The 20940-nt window shown below is 71.7% G+C and carries 15 protein-coding genes; 3 read left to right on the top strand and 12 right to left on the bottom strand.

Features of this window, described 5'->3' with window-relative positions; all coding sequences use genetic code 11:
• Nucleotides 1-10: 10 nt before the first annotated feature.
• From IPH07_19305 to IPH07_19280, 6 genes are all read right to left on the bottom strand, one after another.
• A complete protein-coding gene (locus IPH07_19305) occupies nucleotides 11-1792 on the bottom strand; it encodes a hypothetical protein (protein ID MBK6919550.1) in 1782 nt (593 codons plus the stop codon).
• Entirely contained in the window at nucleotides 1792-2538 is a 747-nt protein-coding gene (locus tag IPH07_19300; protein MBK6919549.1) for a hypothetical protein, read from the bottom strand. The genes IPH07_19305 and IPH07_19300 overlap by 1 nt, the downstream gene beginning before the upstream one ends.
• A gap of 96 nt (nucleotides 2539-2634) precedes the next feature.
• On the bottom strand, nucleotides 2635-4107 hold the full coding sequence (locus tag IPH07_19295) for an alpha/beta fold hydrolase (GenBank protein MBK6919548.1): 1473 nt from the start codon (nucleotides 4105-4107) through the stop codon (nucleotides 2635-2637).
• A gap of 5 nt (nucleotides 4108-4112) precedes the next feature.
• Nucleotides 4113-4778, bottom strand: coding sequence for an SdpI family protein (locus tag IPH07_19290; GenBank protein MBK6919547.1), 666 nt, complete (start codon nucleotides 4776-4778; stop codon nucleotides 4113-4115).
• On the bottom strand, nucleotides 4775-5086 hold the full coding sequence (locus IPH07_19285) for a winged helix-turn-helix transcriptional regulator (protein ID MBK6919546.1): 312 nt from the start codon (nucleotides 5084-5086) through the stop codon (nucleotides 4775-4777). The genes IPH07_19290 and IPH07_19285 overlap by 4 nt, the downstream gene beginning before the upstream one ends.
• Nucleotides 5087-5167: 81 nt before the next feature.
• Entirely contained in the window at nucleotides 5168-6436 is a 1269-nt protein-coding gene (locus IPH07_19280) for a hypothetical protein (protein ID MBK6919545.1), read from the bottom strand.
• A gap of 103 nt (nucleotides 6437-6539) precedes the next feature.
• Here IPH07_19280 and IPH07_19275 point away from each other — a divergent pair, with 103 nt between their 5' ends.
• Nucleotides 6540-8093, top strand: a complete 1554-nt coding sequence (locus tag IPH07_19275; GenBank protein ID MBK6919544.1) for a hypothetical protein — start codon at nucleotides 6540-6542, stop codon at nucleotides 8091-8093.
• 24 nt (nucleotides 8094-8117) lie between these two features.
• Here IPH07_19275 and IPH07_19270 read toward each other — a convergent pair whose 3' ends face one another.
• The 3 genes from IPH07_19270 to IPH07_19260 all read right to left on the bottom strand — a co-directional run bounded on the left by IPH07_19270 (nucleotide 8118) and on the right by IPH07_19260 (nucleotide 11033).
• The gene (locus tag IPH07_19270) at nucleotides 8118-8684 is read right to left on the bottom strand and encodes a hypothetical protein (protein ID MBK6919543.1); all 567 of its coding nucleotides are present in this window, start codon (nucleotides 8682-8684) and stop codon (nucleotides 8118-8120) included.
• Between the two features lie 129 nt (nucleotides 8685-8813).
• Nucleotides 8814-9707, bottom strand: coding sequence for a hypothetical protein (locus tag IPH07_19265; protein ID MBK6919542.1), 894 nt, complete (start codon nucleotides 9705-9707; stop codon nucleotides 8814-8816).
• A 117-nt stretch (nucleotides 9708-9824) separates the two neighbouring features.
• Nucleotides 9825-11033: a hypothetical protein gene (locus tag IPH07_19260; protein MBK6919541.1), complete on the bottom strand. Its 1209-nt coding sequence runs from the start codon at nucleotides 11031-11033 to the stop codon at nucleotides 9825-9827.
• Between the two features lie 155 nt (nucleotides 11034-11188).
• Here IPH07_19260 and IPH07_19255 point away from each other — a divergent pair, with 155 nt between their 5' ends.
• Complete coding sequence (locus IPH07_19255; protein MBK6919540.1) at nucleotides 11189-12484, top strand: hypothetical protein; 1296 nt, start codon at nucleotides 11189-11191, stop codon at nucleotides 12482-12484.
• Nucleotides 12481-13719, top strand: a complete 1239-nt coding sequence (locus tag IPH07_19250; GenBank protein MBK6919539.1) for a metallophosphoesterase — start codon at nucleotides 12481-12483, stop codon at nucleotides 13717-13719. Before IPH07_19255 ends, IPH07_19250 begins: the two co-directional genes overlap by 4 nt.
• Here IPH07_19250 and IPH07_19245 read toward each other — a convergent pair.
• From IPH07_19245 to IPH07_19235, 3 genes are read right to left on the bottom strand one after another with little or no spacing between them, the layout of a single operon-like run.
• On the bottom strand, nucleotides 13704-14894 hold the full coding sequence (locus tag IPH07_19245) for a thioredoxin domain-containing protein (GenBank protein MBK6919538.1): 1191 nt from the start codon (nucleotides 14892-14894) through the stop codon (nucleotides 13704-13706). The two genes, IPH07_19250 and IPH07_19245, sit on opposite strands and share 16 nt — an antisense overlap.
• A gap of 36 nt (nucleotides 14895-14930) precedes the next feature.
• Nucleotides 14931-17213 (bottom strand): ATP-dependent Clp protease ATP-binding subunit, encoded by a 2283-nt coding sequence (locus IPH07_19240; protein MBK6919537.1) that lies wholly within the window; start codon nucleotides 17211-17213, stop codon nucleotides 14931-14933.
• A complete protein-coding gene (locus IPH07_19235; protein ID MBK6919536.1) occupies nucleotides 17210-20929 on the bottom strand; it encodes an ATP-dependent Clp protease ATP-binding subunit in 3720 nt (1239 codons plus the stop codon). The genes IPH07_19240 and IPH07_19235 overlap by 4 nt, the downstream gene beginning before the upstream one ends.
• Nucleotides 20930-20940 lie beyond the last annotated feature (11 nt).

Raw genomic sequence — 20940 nt, 5'->3', positions numbered from 1 at the left:
CACGGCTCCGTCAGCGGGTGCGCAGGAACGCAGCCAACGCGCCCACGTCGTCCTGGGGCGCATCGGCGTGGCCGGTGCCGTCCAGCATGTCGCGGACCGCGTCCTCGAGGGTCAGCGCGCGCGCGTCGTGCATGTAGGGGGGGCGCAGCGCCACGCGGTGCAGGCTCGGCACCTGCAGCAGCTCGCCGCGGAAGCGGTCGGAGCGGCTGCCACCGAGTTCCGGCCCGGTGTGGCAGCTGTCGCAGGCGTAGCGCGAGAACGCGGCCTTGCCGGCATCGACCAGCTCGCGCGGGTCGGCGCCGTTGTCTGCCGGTGCATGCCGCTGCGCGAACAACCACTGCGCGAACGAGTCGCGCCGTTCGGGGCTCTGGCGCATGCCACCCATGCGGTGCGCGAGCACCTCGCCCATGATCATGTCGAGGTCACGCATGTCGCCGCTCCAGTGGTAGGGCGCGGAGCTCGCGAGGTCGATGTCGAGCGACTGCGTGCGGCGGGGCCCGAGCTGCACGAACGACCACACGTGACCGTCGTCGGTGCCCTCGGGGTGACACGAGGCGCAGCTCAGCTGCGAGTCGGTGGCGCGGTGGAAGATCTCGTGCCCGGTGTCGTACGCCGACTCGCCGGGTAGCGGGATGATCGACAGCACGCCGGCGTCGAGCACGGCGAGCTGCGCCGGCTCGCGGCTCTGCATGATCAGCGTGTCGGCGTCGAGGAAGGCCACCGAGGTGATCTGACCGGCAGCCAGCAGTGGCTGCTTCGGCGCGTCGTCGAGCAGGCAGGGCCGCTCGCCGGTGTCGAGCACCATCACCGTCGGTTCGCCTTCTTTCGCGCCCGGCATCGCCAAGGCCCAGCGCGAGTGGTCGGCGTTCGTCGCGACGTCGACCGTCAGCCGGGCGTTGCCGAGGTCCTCGCTGCTCAGCAGGACCGGGGGGTCGCTGCGCACGTCGAAGAAGCTCAACGCCGCCACCGACAGGCCTGCCCCGCACGAGAAGCCGCCGCCGCCGCCGCCGTACGAGGGACCGTCACCCTCGCCGCCGCCGTCGGCCTCGTCGCCACCCGCGTCGTGGCTCACCAGGTCGATCGCGTTGGCGGACTGCCGCTGGTGCAGCATCGCGATCGTGCCGTCCGGGAGCGCCCAGGTGCGCCACGCGACGTGGCTCTGGCGATCGCTGGCGTCGAAGTCGCCCGCGGGCCCGATGCGCGCGCCCTCCGGGGCCTGGAGGCTCGCGTCGCGGAAGCGCGAGAGGTGGCGTCGTCCATCGACGAGGACGACGTCGCGGAGATCGGGCTCGAACAGCTCGCGATCGAGCTCGGCGCCGTCGTCCTCGGCGAGCTCGACGACGGTGCCGTCGGCACACGCGACATGCAACGATGCCGCCTCGGCGTCGTAGGCGAGGCCGCGCGGATCGGCGCACACCGGCACGCGTCGGAGCACTTTGCCCTGCGCGAGGTCCAGCGTCGCGATGGCCCCTGCGCCACGCAGCACCACGTGGGCGAGGCCGCTGCCGCCCGCCACCACGCGGCCGGGCTGGTCGCCGGCGGTCAGCGTGATGCCCTCGCGTGCGACACCCTGCCCGAGGTCGACCAGGTGCACGCGATCGCGGTCGGGGTCCGCCGCGACCGCGAGCTCACCGATCAACACCATCGTGCCGCCGATGATCGGTGCCGGGCGCGAGCGCGCCTCGATCGGCGCGCGGTCGTCGAGCGGATCGAGATCGATGTGATCGTGACAGCCGCCCAGCACCGAACCGAACACCGCCAACCCCAGTCCACGCCACGTCGCCGAATGCATCACGAACTCCTCATCCGTCGTCGAGGCAGGGTGATCCGCGCCCGGCCCGCGACCCGATCCCAGTGTAGCCCGATCGCGAAGCCGATGCGATAGGCGCCCTTGGCCCACACGACCTGTCCGCGTCGCGAGTAGTCGCGATCACGGAAGCTGAAGCCCTGCTCGAGCGCGACACTGACGCCGAGCTTCGCGATCGTCCACGCGAAGCGGATGGGCACGCGCAGGTCGGGATCGACTGCGTGGTGGAGCCCACGTTCTGTCTTCGCGCGGTGGACCAGCAGGCCCGCGGTGAGACCGATGCTCAGGAAGACCGGCGCCCGGGCCAGACGGCCGCGGTAGAGCGCACCGCCGCCGATCGGCGCGTCGAGGGCGGCGACCGGGGTGCGTCGCGGATCGACCAGCAGGCCGGTCGCGAACACGCCGGAGATGCCACGCATGGCACCGATCTCGACGCTCGTCAGCAGCGCCGCGTCGAGCTGCCGGGGGCGCCACAGCGGGCCGGCCATCAGGTCGAGGCGAACGATCCGGGTGGTGCGGGGATCGGGCTCGCGGTGCGGCTTCGGCCGCGGCGTGGTGCCGAAGGGCGTCGCCGGCGTCGACGCCCGCGGGTGATCGGCGGTCGTCCAGCTGGCGACCGGCGCGGGGGCCGGACTCGGCTCGGACGACGGCGGCGCCTCGAACCGAAACGGCTCGGGCTCGGGTGCGGCCGCGAGCGACCACGCGACGCAGTACGACGACCAATGCAACAAGGGGCGCAGGGATCACTCTTAGCGAGAAGCGCCCATGCGCGCACGGGAAATCTCGCGATCGCGAGCGACGGTGGTGCTTGGCGCTGCCGCCGAGCTTCAGCGGCCGCGTTGCGCCGTGATGAACGCCGTCATGCGCTCGAGCACCTCGGGCGCGACGGTCTCTTCGATCGTGCCGTACTCCGCGAGCTCGCCGGTCTTGGCGTGCTGCATGAGGTGGTTGAGGCCCTCGAGGCGCACCAGCTCGACCTTGCGGTTGCCGGCCTTCTTCAGGGTCTTGCCGATCTCCGGCAGGTTCTGGTCGGTGTCGACCTGCAGATCGAGCGTGCCCGAGAGCGCCAGCAGCGGCACCCGGACCTTGCGCAGGTCCGGCCGAGGATCGAAGCGGATGAAGTGACGAAACCACGGCGTCATCAGTCCCTCCACCTGGGCGTCGACCATCTTCGGGTCGATGCCGGGCTCGCTCGCCATCAAGGTGCGCAGCTCCTCGCGCTGGCGGGTCGCGTCCATCTCGCGGGCGACCACCGCGAGGATCTTGCGCTCTTGCTCGACCGCGTGGCGAACCTCGGCGTCCGACTTGCCGCCGGCGCGCAGCAGTCGCTCGACCTGCCGTGTGAGCACCTCGCTGCCGGGTACGCCCGGACCTGCGATCATGATGACGAACGCGATCTTCGGATCGCGTGCGGCGGCGACCGGCGCGATGATGCCGCCCTCGCTGTGGCCGGCCACGCCGACCCGCTTGGGATCGATGCGGGCCTGGGTGCGCACGAACTCGACCGCTGCGAGTGCGTCGCCGACGAAGTCGTCGGTGGTCGCGACCTTGGGATCGCCACCCGAGCCACCGACGCCGCGATCGTCGAGCCGCAGCGTCGCGATGCCGTGGCGTGCGAAGTGGTCGGCGATGACCAGGAACGGCTTGTGATCGAAGAGGGTCTCGTCGCGGTCCTGGGCGCCCGAGCCGGTCGCGAGCACGACCGCGGGGAAGGGGCCGTCGCCGGCGGGCACCGTCAGCGTGCCCGCGAGCTCGATGCCGGCGGCGGGGTTGGGCACGCGCACGTCGATGGCGTCGTAGGGGAAGGGCGCCTTCGGGGTCTGCGGCCGAGCCGGCTTGGAGAACGCGACGTACGCCGCCTCCGTCACCGGCGCGAGCTCGCACTCGAAGGTGTGCCCGCCCTGGGTGAACGAACACGCGTCGAGGTCGCCTTCGTCGTCGATCGTCACGTTCCAGGCGGCGTTGATGGCCGTCATGGCGAATGCGAGGTGCTCGTCGTCGATCACGATGTCCGACAACGCGAGATCGCGGGCTCCCTGGGCGGGGATCTGCAGCAGGCCCTTGGCCCCGTCGCCCTCGCGGTGCAGCCATACCGCGAAGGGCAGCCGCTGACCCATCACCACGATGGCGCCCTGCAGGTGCATCTCGAGCGGCTCCGTCGTCGCCGCCGGCGGAGCCGTCGTGGCCGGCGTGGTCGCGCCCGCGGTCGCGGTGGTCGGTGCGACCGTCGGCGGTCGATCGGTGCAGGCGGGGATGGACGCGGCCAGGGATGCGAGGGCCGCGAGGACGATGCGTGGCATGGGGGTCACTTTCGTGCGGGGGTGACGTGGCGCCGGCGCCACGAGAGATACGAGGCGAGTACACCGGCTGCTGCGGCGATCAGCATGCCGGCGGTCACGACCACGCCGCCACGGCGTGCGTCGGTCAGGAAGGTGGTCGCGAGCCCGACGAGCCCGACCGCGACGAACGCTCGCCCGGTGAAGCGCTGGGTGGATCGCCATACCTGCTCGTCGGCGAGGGTCCAACGCGTGCGCACACCGATGACGTGGTTGCTGGCGAGCTTGCCCATGACGTTGCCGACCGCGACGAGGAACACCGAGAGCACCAGCGGTAGCACCTGTGCGGGAGACGACGAGAGCCCGGCGACGTGGCCGAGCACGGACAGGTGCAGCATCGCGAACAGGCTGGTGATCGCGAGCGACGAGACGTCGACGGCGTGCTGGGAGCGTCGCAGGTTGGCGCCGCGGGGGTCGATGCGCGGCGCCAACATCATCACCCCCACCACCGCCAGCGCCACGCCGGGCGCGAGCAGCAGGCCGGCGGTCTTGCCGACCCACCGGTCGGCGCGGAGCTGCAGGTCGAAGTGGATCGGGATGCGCACGTCGTCGGGGAGCACGGCCGCGCCCCAGAGCGAGGCCAACGCCATGATCCCGACGATGATCAACGCGGGAAACAGTGAGCTACGGCTCATGGTGCGACCTTGCGTGCGCGGGTGGTGCGGCCGCGTGGCCGCATGCCGATGTCGAGGCTGTTCATGAGACCGAGCAAGGCCTCCTCGAGCACCGAGATCTGCAGGCGGTAGGTGATGCTGGTGCCCTGCTTCTCGCCGTCGATCAGGCCGGCGGCCTTCAGCACCGAGAAGTGGCCCGACAGCGTCGGCTTCGACAGCTCGAACGCATCGGCGAGCTCGCCGGCGGTCATGTCCCGCTCGCGGAGCAACGCGAGGATGCGGCGGCGGGTCGGGTCGGCCAAGGCCTTGTAGACGGCATCGAGGGGCATGGGATGTTGCTTCGGTATTTCGGCAACGACCGAACTATGGATCGACCGGCGGCCGGGCGCAAGCGGCCGATGATCGGCTGATCAGCCGTCGCGCGGGGGCCCGATCGCGACGTAGGTCGGGCCCGGGCTCGGCCACGGCACGCTGGTGCCCGCGCTGCCGTCGAGCGGGATCACCAGCAACGCGTCGCCTCCGCCGGCGCCGGAGAACGCCAGCCCGCTGTCGACGTCGACCGCGACGCCGAGGGGGAATGATCGCAGCCCCGCGAACGCGGTCGTCCACACCACCGTCGAGGGGTCGGCACCGACATCGATGCGCACGAACGCAGTCGCGTCGTTGGCCAGCGTCAGCAGCACGTGCTGCGTGCCGGGGATCTGCGTGACGCCGTAGGGGAAGCCGCCGGGTGCGTCGCCTTGATCCCGCACGACCGGCGCCGCGGGATCACCGACGTCGATCACGGCCCAGTTCGACGGCGTCAGCGAGTTCGCGACCACGGCGAGGTCGGTACCCGGCACGAACGTGACGCCCGAGGGGTCGTCGGAGACCTCGAGTGGGGGTGACATCGTGCCGGCGGGATCGCTGGTCTGGAACACCCTCACGCTGCGACTGCTGACGACGTTGAGGATGCCGAGCGCGCCGCTGTGGTCGATCGCGACCTGCTCGGGCCCGACGCCGACCTCGATGTCATCGACGACGGCCAGCGTCGCCATGTCGATCACCGACAGCGTCGAGCCTGGAGCGCCGCTGTGGCCGTAGTTGGCCGAGTACGCGAGCGCGCCGTCGGGCGCGAACGCGAAGCCCAGCGGCACGTGGGCGGTCGCCAGCTCGGCGACGACCTCGCCGGTGTCGAGATCGACCACCAAGGCCGCGCCCTCGAGCGGCAGGTCGGTGAAGCCGAGCGTCTGCCCGACGATGCCGTCGAAGAACCCCGGCGAGATGGCGACCAGGGCGGTGTGGCCATCGGGTGCGATCTCCACCTCGATCGGTCCGGGCGCGTAGGCGCTCAGATCGATGGTGCCGCGCACGATGTCCGCGGGCTCGCGGGCACCGGCCGCGACCGCGTCGTAGTCGATCCGCGTGAGCGTGCCGGCGAGGAAGTCGGCGGTGACCATCCAGCGCGAGGGCGGTGGCAGCTCGCCGCCGGAGCCCGAGCTGTCGACGCCGCCGCTCGAGGCGTCGCCACTGCCGGCGGTCGCAGTGCCGGTGTTGGTGGCCGCGGTCGTGGTCGATGCCGGACCGCTCGGGTCGCTCGCGGTGGTGCCCCCGCAGGCGATCGCGGCGGCGACGAGACCGCCGAGCGCATGCGCACCAGGGAGACGCCGCACCGACACCGACCACGTGTGCACCTGCATCCACGCCACGATGCCCGTTGCGCCCGGCGATTGGCAAATCGCATCGTCGTCACCGCCGTCGCCAGCGCGCTGCCGGGCGCGAGGCGCTATCATGCCGAGCGACATGCAGCGTCTCTTCCGCGTGCCTCTGAACCGCCGTGTACGACGTTCGTTGCTGTCGCTCGGCGTGGGCTTGGCGGCCGGCTGCGGCGCGGCGGCGAGCACCGACACCGGCGCATCGAGCTCGGACGACGGCGCGCACGGCCACGCCGAGAACGAGGTGGTCCACAGCTTCGGCGTGCTCGAGCTGGCGCCGCACGAGGAGACCCAGCCGTGTCTGCAATGGACCATCGGCAACGAGCAGCCGCTCTATGTGCAGACCGTGCGGCTCACCAACGATGGCGGTTCGCACCACTCGAACTGGTTCGTGGTACCCGAGGACAGCTTCCCCGGCGAGGACGGCTACTTCGAGTGTCAGTCGCGCGGGTTCGCCGAGATCGAGGCAGCGGTCTCGGGCACGGTGCTGTTCGCCCAGTCGACGCAGTCGCGGGTCGACGAGCAGCGGCTGCCCGACGGGGTCGTCGTCAAGATCCCGCCGCATCACAAGGTCGTCGCCGGTGGGCACTTCCTCAACCTCGCGGATGCGCCGTACAGCACCGAGCTGCGGATGACCTTCGAGCTCGTGCACCCCAAGGACGTGCGCGTGGTCGCGGCGCCGTTTCGCCTGACCTACTACGATCTCGACATCCCCGCCGGTCGCCAGGCCCGCTTCGGCGGCGACTGCGACTTCTCGGCGCTCTACCAGGACCAGGTCGGCATGCCGCTCGACCTGAAGCTCTACTACGTCACGCCGCACTACCACTACCTCGGCGACTACTTCGACCTGTCCATCATCGGCGGGCCGCGGGACGGCGAGCAGGTGTTCCAGCTCGATGGCTTCGACGCCAGCAGCAACGGCAAGAGCTTCGACCCGCCCATCGATCTCACCGGCGCGCAGGGCTTTCGCTTCACCTGCGGCTACGACAACTGGCGCGACAAGGACATCGGCTGGGGCATCGGCGACCAGGAGATGTGCGTGATGTTGGGGCTGGCCGACTCGGCGGTGCTGATGGACGCCTCCGTGCAGTCCGGCGAGATCGTCGGTGAGCAGGACGGCGTGGTGATGAACCAAGGCGCGTGCGCGGCGATCGGCCTGCCCAAGAACACCTCGCAGGCAATGCCCACGGCCGAGGAGATCGCCGCGCCGCTGTACGTGCCGCCGTCGTCCCCCGGCGATGCCGACCTGCCGCCCGCGCCGGTGTGCGTCGATCTGCCCGCCGACACCGTCGCGCACGAGCCCGCCACCCTGACGAGCGTGTCGGCGACGCTGTTCGAGTCGAGCTGCGTGTTCTCGTCGTGCCACGGCGGTGCGGCGGCCGCCGCCGGGCTCGACCTGCGCGCGGCCGATCTGCACACGACGCTGCTCGATCACGCGGTGCAGGCCAAGACGGCGCTGCCTCTGGTGGCCCCCGGCGATCCCGAGGGCAGCTATCTGTTCCGCCTGCTGTCGCAGTGCGAGCCCACCGACGACGACGGCAACACGGTCGCACACATGCCGTACAACTCGCTCACGCTCGCGCGGCCCGAGCTCGTCGCGAAGGTACGCGATTGGATCGCCGCCGGCGCGCCGGCGAACTAGCGCCCCACTCGTGCCACCGATCGGTCAGGCGCAGACCATCGAGCTGTCGAGCATCACGCACTCCATGCCGCCGGGGCAGGTCTTGCCGCCGCTACAGTCGAGCGCGCACACCTGGTGCTCGGCGGCGTTCACGGTGGCGGTCACGCACGCGGGCTGGGCGGTGCCACCGGGCGACGGCGCGCAGTCACCGGGGATCTCGCAGGCGTCGGTGCAGAACCCGAGCCCGGCCTGCGGCACCGCGCAGTAGACCAGTCCGAAGCAATCGGTCACGTCTTCGCATGCCGAGTAGGCGCCGTCGGTGGGCTGCCCGTCGGCGCCGGTCGTCGATGGATCGACGCCGCCGGAGCTCTCGGTACCGTCGCTGCCGGTGGCCGAGGGGTCGCCCTCGGAGGACGAAGCACCGTCGCCCATCGAGCTCGCGGTGGTGGAGCTCGCGGTGGTGGAGCTCGCGGTGGTGGAGCTCGCGGTGGTCGAAACCGTGGTCCCGGCGTAGGTGGGGTCGCCCAGCGAGGTCGCGCCATCTTCGGTGTCGACCGTGCACGCGAGGCCCAGCATGGGCGGCAGCAGCCAGACGAATCGGTACGACGGCACGTTGGCAAGTATGCCCGACAAGCCGCGCGGCGATCCACAAGTGGACCGCCGCGCGAGCGGGCGACCGAGGCTTTTGGCCGGCACGCCGGCGTGCGCGAGGCCACGCCCCGTGCGGTGCCGCGGCGCCGACTACATCGTCCCCGACGACGAGCCGCTGCCGCTGCCGCCACTCGAGCCGCCGCTGCTGCTGCTGCCGCCGTCGCTGCTGCTGCTGCCGTCGGTGGTGCCGCTGCCCGAGTCGCCGCTCGAACCGCCGCTGCTGTCGAGACCCGAGCCCGACGAGTCGCTGCCGGTGGTGCAGCCGACCAGCTCGATCTGGTCGAGGAAGAAGTTGGTCAGGCCGTCGCCGGTGATCGCCGCGCTGAACGTGACGGTGTGTTCCATGCCGTCGGCGAAGTCGCTGACGTCGAGCGAGACCGGCGTGTAGCCCTCGAAGCCGGTGTCGAGGTCGGTCACCATGAACACCACGGTGTCGTCGATCTGCGCCACGAACACGTCGCCGCCGGTGCCACCGGAGTCGTTGATCGAGAAGCGGAACGAGAGGTATGCGGTCTCGCCATCGATGGTGACCGACTGGCTGACGGCGGCCTCCTCGAGTGCGCCGTCCGAGCCGCCGTACCAGGCGTACCAGTCACCCGCATAGGGGCCGGCGCCCGGGTCCTCGGTGCACGTGGCGTCGCAGATCGGCGTGTTGAAGTTGGTCGAGGACTCCGTCCACGTGGCACTCGGGGTTCCGCCTTCGAAGCCGCCGTCGACGATGATGTTGCTGCTGCACTCCCCGATCGGCCCATCCGTGGTCGACCCCGCGGTGTCGTCACCGCTGTCGGCCGAGGTCATCTGTCCGCTGGCGTCCGAGGTCGTGAGGGGGTTGGTGGTCTGCGTGTCGCTCGCGGTCTCGGTGCCGCCGGTGTCATCGTTCGAGCCACCGGTCGTGATGATGCAGCCGGCGCTGAGCACCGCCCCACACATCCACGACCACAAGCCCAACTTCGCAACCGGACGAACCCCTGTGAAAATGCGCATGGCAACCTCTTCGACTGCAAGCAGTACCACGGCATTTTGACGTGGTTTGGAGCAAAGCTGATCGGGAATCGGCGCACGGCCGCGCACGTGGCTCGCTGCGACACGTGGGCGCGTGCGTCACCAGCCCTCGTAGACGCAGACCGCGGGCCCGCGCGTGACGCTTGCGCGGCACACGTCGCCGTCGCAGGACGTGCCGACGCCGCACGCGAGGGTCTCGCGGCACGACTCGCCGAGCTCGGGCAGACGATCGCAGTAGCCCGCCGGGCAGTAGCCGCTCGCGCACTCGCGGTGGCCCATGCAGGCCTCCCCGAGCGCTGCGCCCGCACGGCACACGCCGTCGAACGTGTCGGTGAAGTCGCACCAGGCCCCGACCGCGCACTCGCCCGAGGGGCACGGCGCGCCGACCGGCGGCGGTCGCTCGCAGATGTACGAGTCGTAGTTGCAGGCCAGGCCCTCGTGACAGCCGACGTCGCAGGGGTCGCCTTCGCCGCCCGGGGCCGTGCAGGTCTGCGTGGCGCCGCTGCACGACAGACCCTGCACGCACGACGTGTTGCTGCACGACTCACCTTCGCCCGCCGCCATCACACAGCGGCTGGTGAAGTCGACGTCGTTCCACGCGCAGGCGAGCCCCTCGCGGCACTGCGCGAAGTCGCAGTTCTCGCCGAGACCCGGCAGCGAGCGACACACTTCGGTGTTCCAGTCGCAGTAGCTGTCATCGTCGCACTGGCCCTCGAGACAGGCCGAGCCCGCCGCTGGCGCCTGGGCGCAGCGACCGGCGGGAAACAGGCACCGCAGCCCCTCGGCGCAGCGATCGAGCGAGGTGCCGGCGTCGGTGTCGAAGCAGCGCGCGCCCTCGGGTAGACCGCTGAGCGCCGCGCAGGGCGCGACGCAGCGGCCTGCGTCGCAGAGCAGCCCCTGCGCGCAGCTGCTCACCAGCGCATCGTGTCCATCGCAGCTCTCGCCCTCGGCGCGGTCGCCGTGGAAGACCTGGCAGAAGTCGCGACACGGGTTCGCGGTCCCGGCCGCCGGCCACGAACAGCCCGCGTCCTCGAGTTGGGCGGCGATGGTCTCGACGCACGCCGCATCCCACGTGAGTCCGAGATCGCCGCCGGCGCGCAGACGCGCGAGCCAAGTATCCTCGAGCTGCGACGTGCACCCGCCCTGCGCGGCCGTCAGCTCGCAGGCACAGTCGCTCGCGGCCTCGCACTGGCTCGCGGCCAGGGCGCCCAGTTGCTCGCGTCGCGCGGCGAAGACCGCGTCTTCGTCGGGCACGGTCGAACACGCCAACATCCAAACCGCGGGCACGAGCGCACCCAAGGACCACATCGAACGAAAGCCATCCATGTTCATCACCCAAGCGGGCCCAGCTGCCCGTCGCGGGAATTTTGCGGGCTTCCGGGCAATGTGACAAGCGCCATCACGGGACCTGCGTGCGCCGGTTATTGCTGGCGTTCCGTGGGTCCGTGGTACCTGCGTGACGCGTGGGTCGATCCGTGAAGGCCGGCGCCGCCGCCGGGCTGGTGCCGATTCTGGCGCTCGGCCTGGTCATGCCCGCGCATGGCCGGGACCGGCCGCGTCGTGGCGGCGCGGTGCAGCGCTCGAGCGCGGCCGAGCCGCGCCCGCCCGGGTGCGATCGTGTGCGGGCGCTGTGCTGCGAACCCGGCGAGCCGACGTGCACGCGCCCCGGCGCTGCGCGGGTGCTGCTGTTGTCCCTCGGTGCGCTCGCGGGGGCCACCGCGGCGACGGTGCTGTTCGTCCTCGGTGACCGCCTCGCCAAGGGCGATCCCGCCGTCGCCCTGGTCGGGACCGGTGCAGTCGCCGGTGCGGGCGCGCTGCTCGGGGTCCTCGCGGGCCGCACGATCGGCGACGGTCCGAAGCTCGACGATCGCGTGCGCCGCGAGAGCCTCGGCATCGGGCTCGTGACGAGCAGCAACAGCGTGCAGGACGAGCGGCGCCCACCCACGATGTCGCTGCGCGTCGCGCCGACATGGTGGTTCCGCGACGGCAGCAGTCGCATGCGCTTGCTGGGCGAGCTCGGCGGTTGGCTGGGGGCGGAGCGGCAGGTCGACCCGCGGCCGCAGCTCGCACAGGGAGGCGCGCGGCCGGTCACGCTCGAGCAGCGGCGGCTCGCGATGAACCTCGCGATCGATCTCGCGGTCGCGCTGCCGTACCCGGCGGTGCGTCGCTCGGCGCACCTGGGCCCCGCGGAGCTGCGATGGCGGCCCGAGGTGGCGTACCGCCGTGACTGGCTGTCGCTCGGTGACGGGGCGGTGACGCCGGTGGAGCGCACGATGTTGCTGCCGCTGCTGGTCGGTGCGCGCTGGCACCTGTCGCCGCGGCAGCGGTTCACGTTCATGGCCGGCCCGCGCTTCGACATCGTCTCGAGCGCCGCGCCGGGGGCACGCACGCTGCAGCGCGGCCGCGCCCAGCTGGCGCCGTTGTACGCCGAGGCCTGGTACGACCTCGACGTGCCGTTCACCGAACGCCCGCGTCGCGACGGTCGCTCGCGCCGCGCGGGGGTATCGGGGCTGGTGAGCCTCGGCTATCGGCACACTCGGTTCGACGGGCGCGGCATCAACTTCGGCCCCGTCATCGGCTTCCTCGGTGCGGTGCACGTCGACTTCACCGTGCGCGTGCGGCCGGTCGGCTCGCGCTACGCGTTCCAAGGCGGCGTGGGGGCCATCGTCGGCAACGGCGTCGCGCTCACCTTCAACGCCGGCACCGTGTTGCCGCCGCTGCTCGGCGCCGGTCGCCGCAACTCCGGAGGCCGTCGATGAAACCCCCGTCATGGCGGCTCTGGCCGCCGTTGGTCCTGCTGTGCGCCCGACTCGAGCTCGGCTGCGTGCAGCCCGAGTGCAGCTCGCCGGAGTACGGCAACCCCGAGTGCCGCGTGATCGCCGAGAACGACCTCGCGCGTCTGCACACCGCGGGCGACGTCGAGGTGCGCTTCCAGGAGCCGCAGGTGTCGAGCACCGCATCGTGGAGCGCGACCGGCCTGCTGCGCGAGCTCGATCCGCGGGCGGTGCACGCCCGCGTGGCCACGCCCGGCGCCTTCGCGCTCTCGTTCGAGCGCACCGACGCGGCGACCACGGCGCTGCATGTCGTGCTCGACAACGTCGATCCCACCGCCACCGTGATGGTCGGCGCGACCGAGGTGTCGGCGGTGCCCGGTAGCACGCGGCGCGAGCTCGACGTCACGTTCGACGACGACGCGCCGGTGTGGATCCGCGGCAGCCGCAGCTGTCCGTCGCGCTTCCGCGTGGCATTCACCGCCGACATCCAGACCAACCCGCTACAGTTCGAGCGCATCGTCGATCGTCTGCGCGAGGAGCATCGCGAGGCGCAGGCCGCTGGCGAGCCGCTGGTCGCGTTGGTGGTGGCCGGTGATCTGGCCGAGAACTCGCGCGAGGACGAGTTCGAGACCGTGGCCGAGATCCTCGCGCGCCTGCCGTTCCCGACCGCGGTGGTGCCCGGCAACCACGACGTGTATCGGCCGCTGCATCCGCTCTACAACCGGCGATTCGGCCCCGGGAACTACGCGTTCACGGTCTGCGACGTGCACGTCGCGATGCTCGACACCGGCAGCGGCGCGATCGCCCGCTCGGTGCAGGCGCGTCTGCCCGAGCTGCTCGATCGCGGCGATGCGCGGCACCTGGTGGCGGTGATGCACCATCCGCCCTACGCGGGGGTCACCGGCGCCGGCTGGTCACGGGAGGATCTCGCCGCGCAGACCCTCGCCGAGTTCGCGCTCGCGGGCGTCGACCTGGTGATCGCCGGCCACGCCCACGCGCTGCACGACTTCCCCCACGTCGAGGTTGCCGGCACGTCGCTGCACGAAGTGGTGGTGGGCACCGGTGGCGCCTATCAGGGGGTCGGCGTGCCACGCTACGGATACCTCCGTGCCAGCTTCGACGGTGACCAGCTGCGCACGTGCTTCGTCGAGGTGCCGCCGCCGGGACTCGACACCGCCGCGAGCGAGCCGCTGCGCACGCTCGACTACTGCGCCGATTGAGCGGTGGGTGGCGCGAGCAGGCCCTCGATGACGCCCGCGAGCACCTGCGGTGGCATCGCGCCGGTCCACTTGTAGCCGTTGATGAAGAAGGTCGGCGTGCCGGTGATGCCGTAGGCCATGCCCAGCTCGGCGTCGAGCGTGACCTTGTCGGTGGCCGTGGGATCGACCATGCATCGATCGAAGGCGGCGACATCGAGGCCGACCTCACCGGCGTAGCCTCGCAGCTGCTCGCGCTCGAGGTCGTCTTGGTGTTCGAAGAGCACCGCTGCGAGCTCCCAGAACCGGTCTTGCCGACGCGCACACTCGCCGGCGACCGCCGCGGCGCAGGCGTGCTCGTGGCGCGTGTCGACCCGCGGGTTGCAGCTCTTGTCGAGCGGGAAGTGGGCGAACTCGACCGCCACGCGTCGCCCGGTCGTGGCCAGGTACTCCTCGATGCCGAGGAACAGCTTGCGGCAGTGCGGGCACTGGAAGTCGCCGAACTCGACCAGCACGACCTCGGCATCCGCCGGTCCACGACGGGGCGCATCGGGGACTCCGACCTCCACCGGCGGGCTCTGTCGCAGCTCGGCCACCAGCGCCGGGATGATCGCGGCGTCGCGCTCCTCTTCGAGCGCCGCGCGCTCGCGGCCGTACCAGGTCATGGTGCCGACCACGGTCAGCGCGAAGACCCCCGCGGCCACGGCCGACGGCAGACCGAGCGCGTCGTCGAGCACGTCACGCCACGCGAGTGCACGATCGCGCACGCGCAGCGCCAGCCACAGCTGCACGGCGTTGATGCCGTACCAGGCCACGCAGAACGGACACCACGCGCCCTCCATCACCGAGAACACACCCATCGTGAGCGACACGACCAAGGCGATGCTGGCGAGCACCACGATGCCCGCGCGGTAGGGATCCTCCCAGCGATCGCGGCGGTGCCATGCGAGTGTGGTGAGCACGGTGATCGCGAGCGCGCCTGCCATGCCCAGCGTCGCGACCGGGATGCCGACGAGATCGCCGAAGCGACCCGCGGTGACGCTGCAGCCGGTCGACGAGAACTGGTGGCACGCGCTCGCGAGCCCCGCGCGACCGACCTCGTAGTCGAGGTGCACCAGCGTCAGGTACAGGCCGTCCGCCACGCCGAGCAGCGTGACGACGAACAAAGGCAGCCAGGGGCGGGGCGCAGGCTCGGACACCAGGGCCCCTAGGCTCGCGGTCGCGCGCGTCGGCTGTCAAGCCGGGCGCGCATCGTCGATCACCAGCACCACGCGACCCGCTCGGGCCGCGACCGGCACCCCGGCGGTGCACACCACCAGCTCGCAGTCCTGCAGCCGCGGCTGCTCGGCGAGCAACGCGGCGACCGGTGCCACCAGGCGCTCTTCGATCACGCGCTTGAGCGGGCGTGCGCCCTTGGTGGGGTGCCAGCCGCGCTCGGCCAGCCACGCGCGCGCGTCGGGTTCGACGCGCAGGCGCAGGCGGCGACGCACGAGCCCGGTGCGTTGCGCGACCTGGGCCAGCTCGAGCTCGACGATGCGGCGAATGTGCTCGGGCGACAGCGACCCAAACGGAATCACGTGATCGATGCGATTGAAGAACTCCGGCCGGAAGTGGCCCCGAACCGCACGCAGCAGGTCGTTGGCCCCGTCGCCGGCGTCGCCGAAGCCGGCCGCGGCCTGGGCCTGCACGCCGATGTTGCTGGTCATCACGCAGATGGTCATGCGGAAGTCGACCAGGCGCCCATCGGCGTCCGTCAGGCGACCCTCGCCGAGCATGCCGAGCAGCAGGTCGAAGACCTCGGGGTGGGCCTTCTCGATCTCGTCGAGCAGCACCAACGAGAGTGGCCGCTCGCGGACGCGCTCGACCAGGCTCCGCACGCCGCGGCCACATGCGAGCAGGCGCTGCGCAGCGCCGGGCAGCATGTACTCGCTCATGTCGATCCGCACCAGCGCCTCGGCCTTGCCGAACATGTAGCGCGCGAGCTGCTTGGCGAGCTCGGTCTTGCCGACGCCCGTGGGCCCGACGAAGAACAGACTGCCGATCGGGCGTGCGGGGTCGTTGAGTCCGGCCTTGAGCCGCGTGAGCACGCGGGCGGCGACCGAGCAGGCCTCGTCCTGGCCGATGACGCCCTCGCGGAGCCGCGCTGCGATGTGCGACCGATCGGCGCGGCGGGTGTCCGAGATGATCTCGAGCGGCAAGCCGGTGATCTGTGCGAACGAGGTGCTGACCTGTTCGGCGCCCAATTCGACGTGTCCGCCGTGTTCGTCGGTGTGCAGCTTGGCGAGCGCGTCGAGCGTGCGAAAGCCCTTGCCCGGGAATGCGAGATCCCGCTGGAAGAACTCGAGGTGCTGTACCAGTCGCCGCCAGCCGGGGCCGTCGATGGTGATGTCGGCGCGCTCACGCGCGAACCACGTCGCCAGCAGACCCACCATGGCCGCCGCCGGCGGGGGCTCGAGCGGCACCAAGTGGAACAGCGACAACAACGACGGTGCGCGCTGGGCCAGCCGCTCGAGCTCGTCCGGCGTGCACTCGGAGATCACCGCGATCGCGCCGGTCTGTAGCGCGGGCTGCAGCAGGTCGGCGATCGACGAGCGCCCGGTCTGCGCGGCGAGCACCGGCGCGAGTCGATCGAAGTAGAGCAGGTCGCCGGTGCCGGACAGCGCCGCGACCAGCTCGAGGCAACGCTGCTCCCACATGCCGAGGTAGACCATGCCCGCGACGATGCGATCGGCGGAGGTCGCCCACAGCCGCGGCGGTGGGTCCTCGCTGTCGCGCTTGCCGAGCATGCGTGCGAGCGCCCGCACCCACGTGGTCTTGCCGCAGCCGGCGGGCCCCACCAGCAGCAGCGAGCGTGGCTGCTCGCGCAGCAACAGCGGTAGCTGGGCGCTGAAGTCGAACTGGCCCACCAGCCGTCGACCGGGCCGTCGCCGCTCGCGCTCGACCCAGTCTTGCGCGATGGCGGCCAACACCGGCGCGACCTCGCGTTGGTCACGCTCGGGGGCCGGGGCCACGCGCGCGTTGGCGGGCGGCACCCACTCGATCACGCGCTCGTCGGTGACGTCGTGGAGGCCGTAGATGCGCGCGGCCTGCTGGCCGAGCAGCGCCGTGGCGACCGCGTGGCGCACGATTTCGGGCGCGAGCTCGAGGGTCTCGACCACGAACAGCCACGACAGCGCGGGCACCAACACCTTGAAGCCGCCCTTGCCCAGCGGTGCCCACGCGTACCCGATGCGGATCGGCAGCTGGCGCGCGCCGATCACCGCACGCTTGCCGATGATCGACTGCGGGTGCACGGTGATGCTCGCGCGGCGCAGGGTCAGCGGTTCGTGCCACGCGAAGTCGTCGGCCAGTCCCGGCTGCTCGGCCACCGCCAACGCCAGCTGCGCGAGCACCTGCTCGTCGTCGTCGCCGTAGGCGGTCGGCGGTCGCAGCTCGGGCGGGCGCGTGGGCAGCAGCCGTGCGGTCCGACGACCGTCGTGGTGGGTTGCAATGTGCACGCGATAGCTCGGGCGGGTCATGGCGCGGTGTCCCCCTCGCCGCCTTGCGGGTCGGGCCGCAGCATCCACAGCGTCGGCAGCACGTCGGCGAGCCGCGCGACGTGCAGGCGCAGCACGTGACCGAGCGGGTGATCCTCGACGGTGATCGGCGCCGGCGCGCCGCTCGGTGCGGGATCGAAGTGGTACTCGCGCACGATCGGCGGCACCGCGTCGGGGTTCTCCGGCCGTTGCGCCGCGCTGCCGTGCTCGAGCGCAGCCGCGAACTGCTGCCGTCGCAGCACCACCTGACGGGCGAACGACGCCGCGTCGACGCCGGCACACGGGCGCACGTGCACACGCACGATCTCGGTGGCGCCCGACAGTGCGTGACGCACGTGGCAGCCATGTTCGGCGAGGAACCGCGTGCGCACGCCGGGGCCGGTGATGCGCAGGACGATCTGCTCGCAGGTGCCGCGCATCGCGTCGGGGAGCTCGTCGTCGAAGCGCACGATGGTGTCGCCGAAGGCCGCCACGCGCTCGTCGACGTCGACGCGGGCCCCCGCGTACGCCTCGGCCAGCCACTCCAGCAGTCCCGCGCGTGGCCGTGCGAAGCGACCCTCGGGGCGCGTACGGCTGACGCGCGTGAGCTCGAGCAGCACCGCGTGTTCGTCGGGATCGTCGGCGTGGGCGATCGCGACCTCGAGCAGTCGCAGTCGATCGAGCAGGTCGAGCACCTGCGGGCGCGTGCGCAGCGGCAGCGCGGGCACCTGCCCGCGGGGGTCGAGTGCGCGCAGGACGATCTCGTCGTCATTGGCGACGGCGCGGCGGGCCCAGCCGAAGCGCTCGGCCTCGACCAGCTCGCCGTGCACCTCGGCCTGGCGGGTGTCATCGGCGAGCAGGGGGTCGTAGTCCGCCTGCACGCGCAGGCGATCACGCAGCTCGAGCAGCTCGCCACGCAGACGGTCGAGGCTGTAGGCGGTCTGCCCGGCCGCGGTGTCGCCGGCGGCGGAGCGCGAGACTTGCTCGCTCATGGTCGCGCCCAGCCGCACGAGCGCAGGGCTGTCGAGCACCGTCTCGACGCTCGTCAGTGCGTCGGCGAGTCCGCGTCGGAGCTGTCGTGCGTTGCGGTCGAGCAGCAGCTGCATCGCGCCGGGGTCGGCCCGCCAGGTGGCCTCGATCAGGTGCTCGCCGTGGAGCGCGAGTTGGCCGTCGCGCACGTACAGCCAGAACACACGCATCGCCGCCAGCGGGCCGCCGGCGATCTCGTCGGCCAACCACGCGCCGACGTGATCTTCGAGCCAGCGCTTGAGCGAGCGGGCACCGTCGCGGGCGGCGAAGCCCCGCGCGACCACGAAGTCGATCACCGCCGGCGTGAAGCGCACGAACACGTTGCGCTCGACCAAGCCGTCGCGGGTCAGCAGCTGCTGCAGCTCCCGGTGCGCGATGCGAGTGGCGCCCTCGACCGACAACGGATCGAACGGCACCACGCGGTCGATGCGGTTGAACAGCTCCGGCGCGAAGAAGTCCTGCACCGCCCGCACGAGCTCGCGTCGCGCGTGCTCGGGCCGCTCGCCGAGGCCGATCGCGCGCTCGGTGGTCGCGCCGAGGTTCGAGGTGAGCAGCACCACCGCGTGGCTGAAGTCGACCACCTGGCCGGCCGCGTCGGTGAGGCGGCCGTCGTCGAAGACCTGCAGCATCAGGCCCAGGATCGCGGGATCGGCCTTGTCGATCTCGTCGAGCAGGACCACGCAGAACGGCTGCGCGCGCACGGCCTGGGTGAGCACGCCCTCGGGGCGCGCGCGGTCGCCGACCAGCCGCGCGACCGCATCGGCGCCGCCGTACTCGCTCATGTCGAGTCGGATCAACCGCTTGGGATCACCATAGAGGTACTCCGCCACGCACTTGGCGAGCTCGGTCTTGCCGGTGCCGGTGGGGCCGGAGAGCAGCAGCACGCCGTAGGGGCGCGCGCGGTCGTCGAGCTGCGTGCGCATCCGCAGCACGATGTCGGTCACAGCATCGACCGCGGTCGATTGTCCGAGCACCTGCTCGGCGAAGCTCGTGCGCACGGTGTCGACCGCGAGCGGTCGCTGCGGCACCAACAAGAGCTCGGGCACGCCGGTGCGCTTGGCCAACAGCCGCACCACCGCCGAGTGTCCGACAACGGCCGGCGGTGGTGCCTCGTCGAAGCGGGGGTCGATGGTGCCGTAGGCCGACGGTGATGCGACCGCGTGGACGCGCTCGGTGATCGCCGGCCAGACCCCGGTGGCGGTGAACTGGTCGACGGCCTGCACCGCGGCGTGGAGGCTGCCGCCCGAGAGCTCGCGCCAGCGGCGGATCGCATGCAGGCGACGGCCGGCGGCGACTTCCTGCTCGACCAGGTCGAGCTCGAGCGAGAAGCCGTACTCGCCTCGCGCGAGTGCGTGCAGCAGCTCGATCGACTTGCCGGGCTCGGCCGTGCTCGGCGACAGCGCACCGCCGAGATCGGCGATCGTGCGGAACGCCGCGGCGTCGAACCCCACGCCGTGGTCGACCTCGAGCCGTCGCGCGCTGTGGTGGACCAGGCGTGCGGTCTCGCGGGCGTCGGTGGCATCGACCCAAAGTGTCGTCAGCGCGGCCGCGAGCTCGGGCGCGTCGTCTTGGAGCAGCTGCAGCTGCTCGGCGGTGCACTCGGCCAGCACCGTCAGCTCGCCGCGCGCGATCGGCCCGCGGAAGAAGGTGGCGAGGTTGCGGTCGGCCTCGCGACTCTCGCCGATGCGGCCCCACGCGTGCAGGTCTTCGATCCACAGCAGCGCGCGCTCGGTGCGGCACGCTTCGAGCAGGTCGACGCAACGCTGCTCCCACTGGCCGAGGTACGACATCCCCGCGATCAGGCGGCTGCCACGGATCGACCACACCGCGTGGACCTGATCGAGGTTGCGGTGCACCGCCCAGCCGTCGGCCTCGAGGCGATCATGGATCGCGCGGCGCAACAGCGTGCTCTTGCCGCAACCACTGGGCCCCACCAGCAGCACCGAGCTGCGCTGGTCGCCGCACAGCAGCTGGCGCAGCTGCTGCGTCCACGGCGAACGCTCGGCGCCGAGCGGCGCGTCGCCTTCGGCGATGAGCTCGGTCTCGTTGCGGCCGAGCTCGGCCAGCAGCGCCGCGCCGCGCTGGCGCGGGTTGGCGCCCAGCGCAGGGCGGTCCTCTGCGCCCGGCCGATCGTCGACCAGCTCGAGCAGCCCGCGGCTGGTGGCGGTGAAGCTGAACAGACGCAGGGTCTCGCGGGGGCTGGCGCGCAGCTGCTCGATCGCCAGTGGGTCGAGCGACGACCAGCGCTGGCGGAAGTAGCTGCTGGCCTCGTCGGCGAGCGTTCGCTCCGGCGCGTGCGGGAACCACTCGTGCGGGCGCAGCGGGTGGTAGGCGATCCACAGCGGCGCGTCGTCGGTGCCCCCGCGATCGCGTGGCTCGAGCACGAGTGAGAACCTGCCGCGCACGCGTCGGCGCGGCTCACCCAGCAACATGTCGAGCTCGACGCCGTGCAGCGTGCGGCCGGGCACGAACTCGAGCGCCTCGAGCTGTGCCGGCCACAGCTTGGCGATCGCGCGTCGCAGGTGCTGGACGATGCGTTGTTGCAGCTTCAGCGCGCTCGGGCCCCGCTCGAAGCGGTCGAGCTCGCCCAGGCCGAGCGTGTGCCAGTACAGCGTGGCGCCCTGTCGGCGCTCGAACACCGTGACCCGCAGATCACACAGGCCGCGCAGCGATGAACGGGTGTCTACCATTCGAGTCGAGG

Source organism: Deltaproteobacteria bacterium (assembly GCA_016709225.1).
Lineage (GTDB): Bacteria > Myxococcota_A > Polyangia > Nannocystales > Nannocystaceae > Xiheibacterium > Xiheibacterium phototrophicum.
The sequence above is the reverse complement of the archived record's forward strand: the minus strand, read 5'-3'. Positions and strand labels throughout refer to the sequence as shown.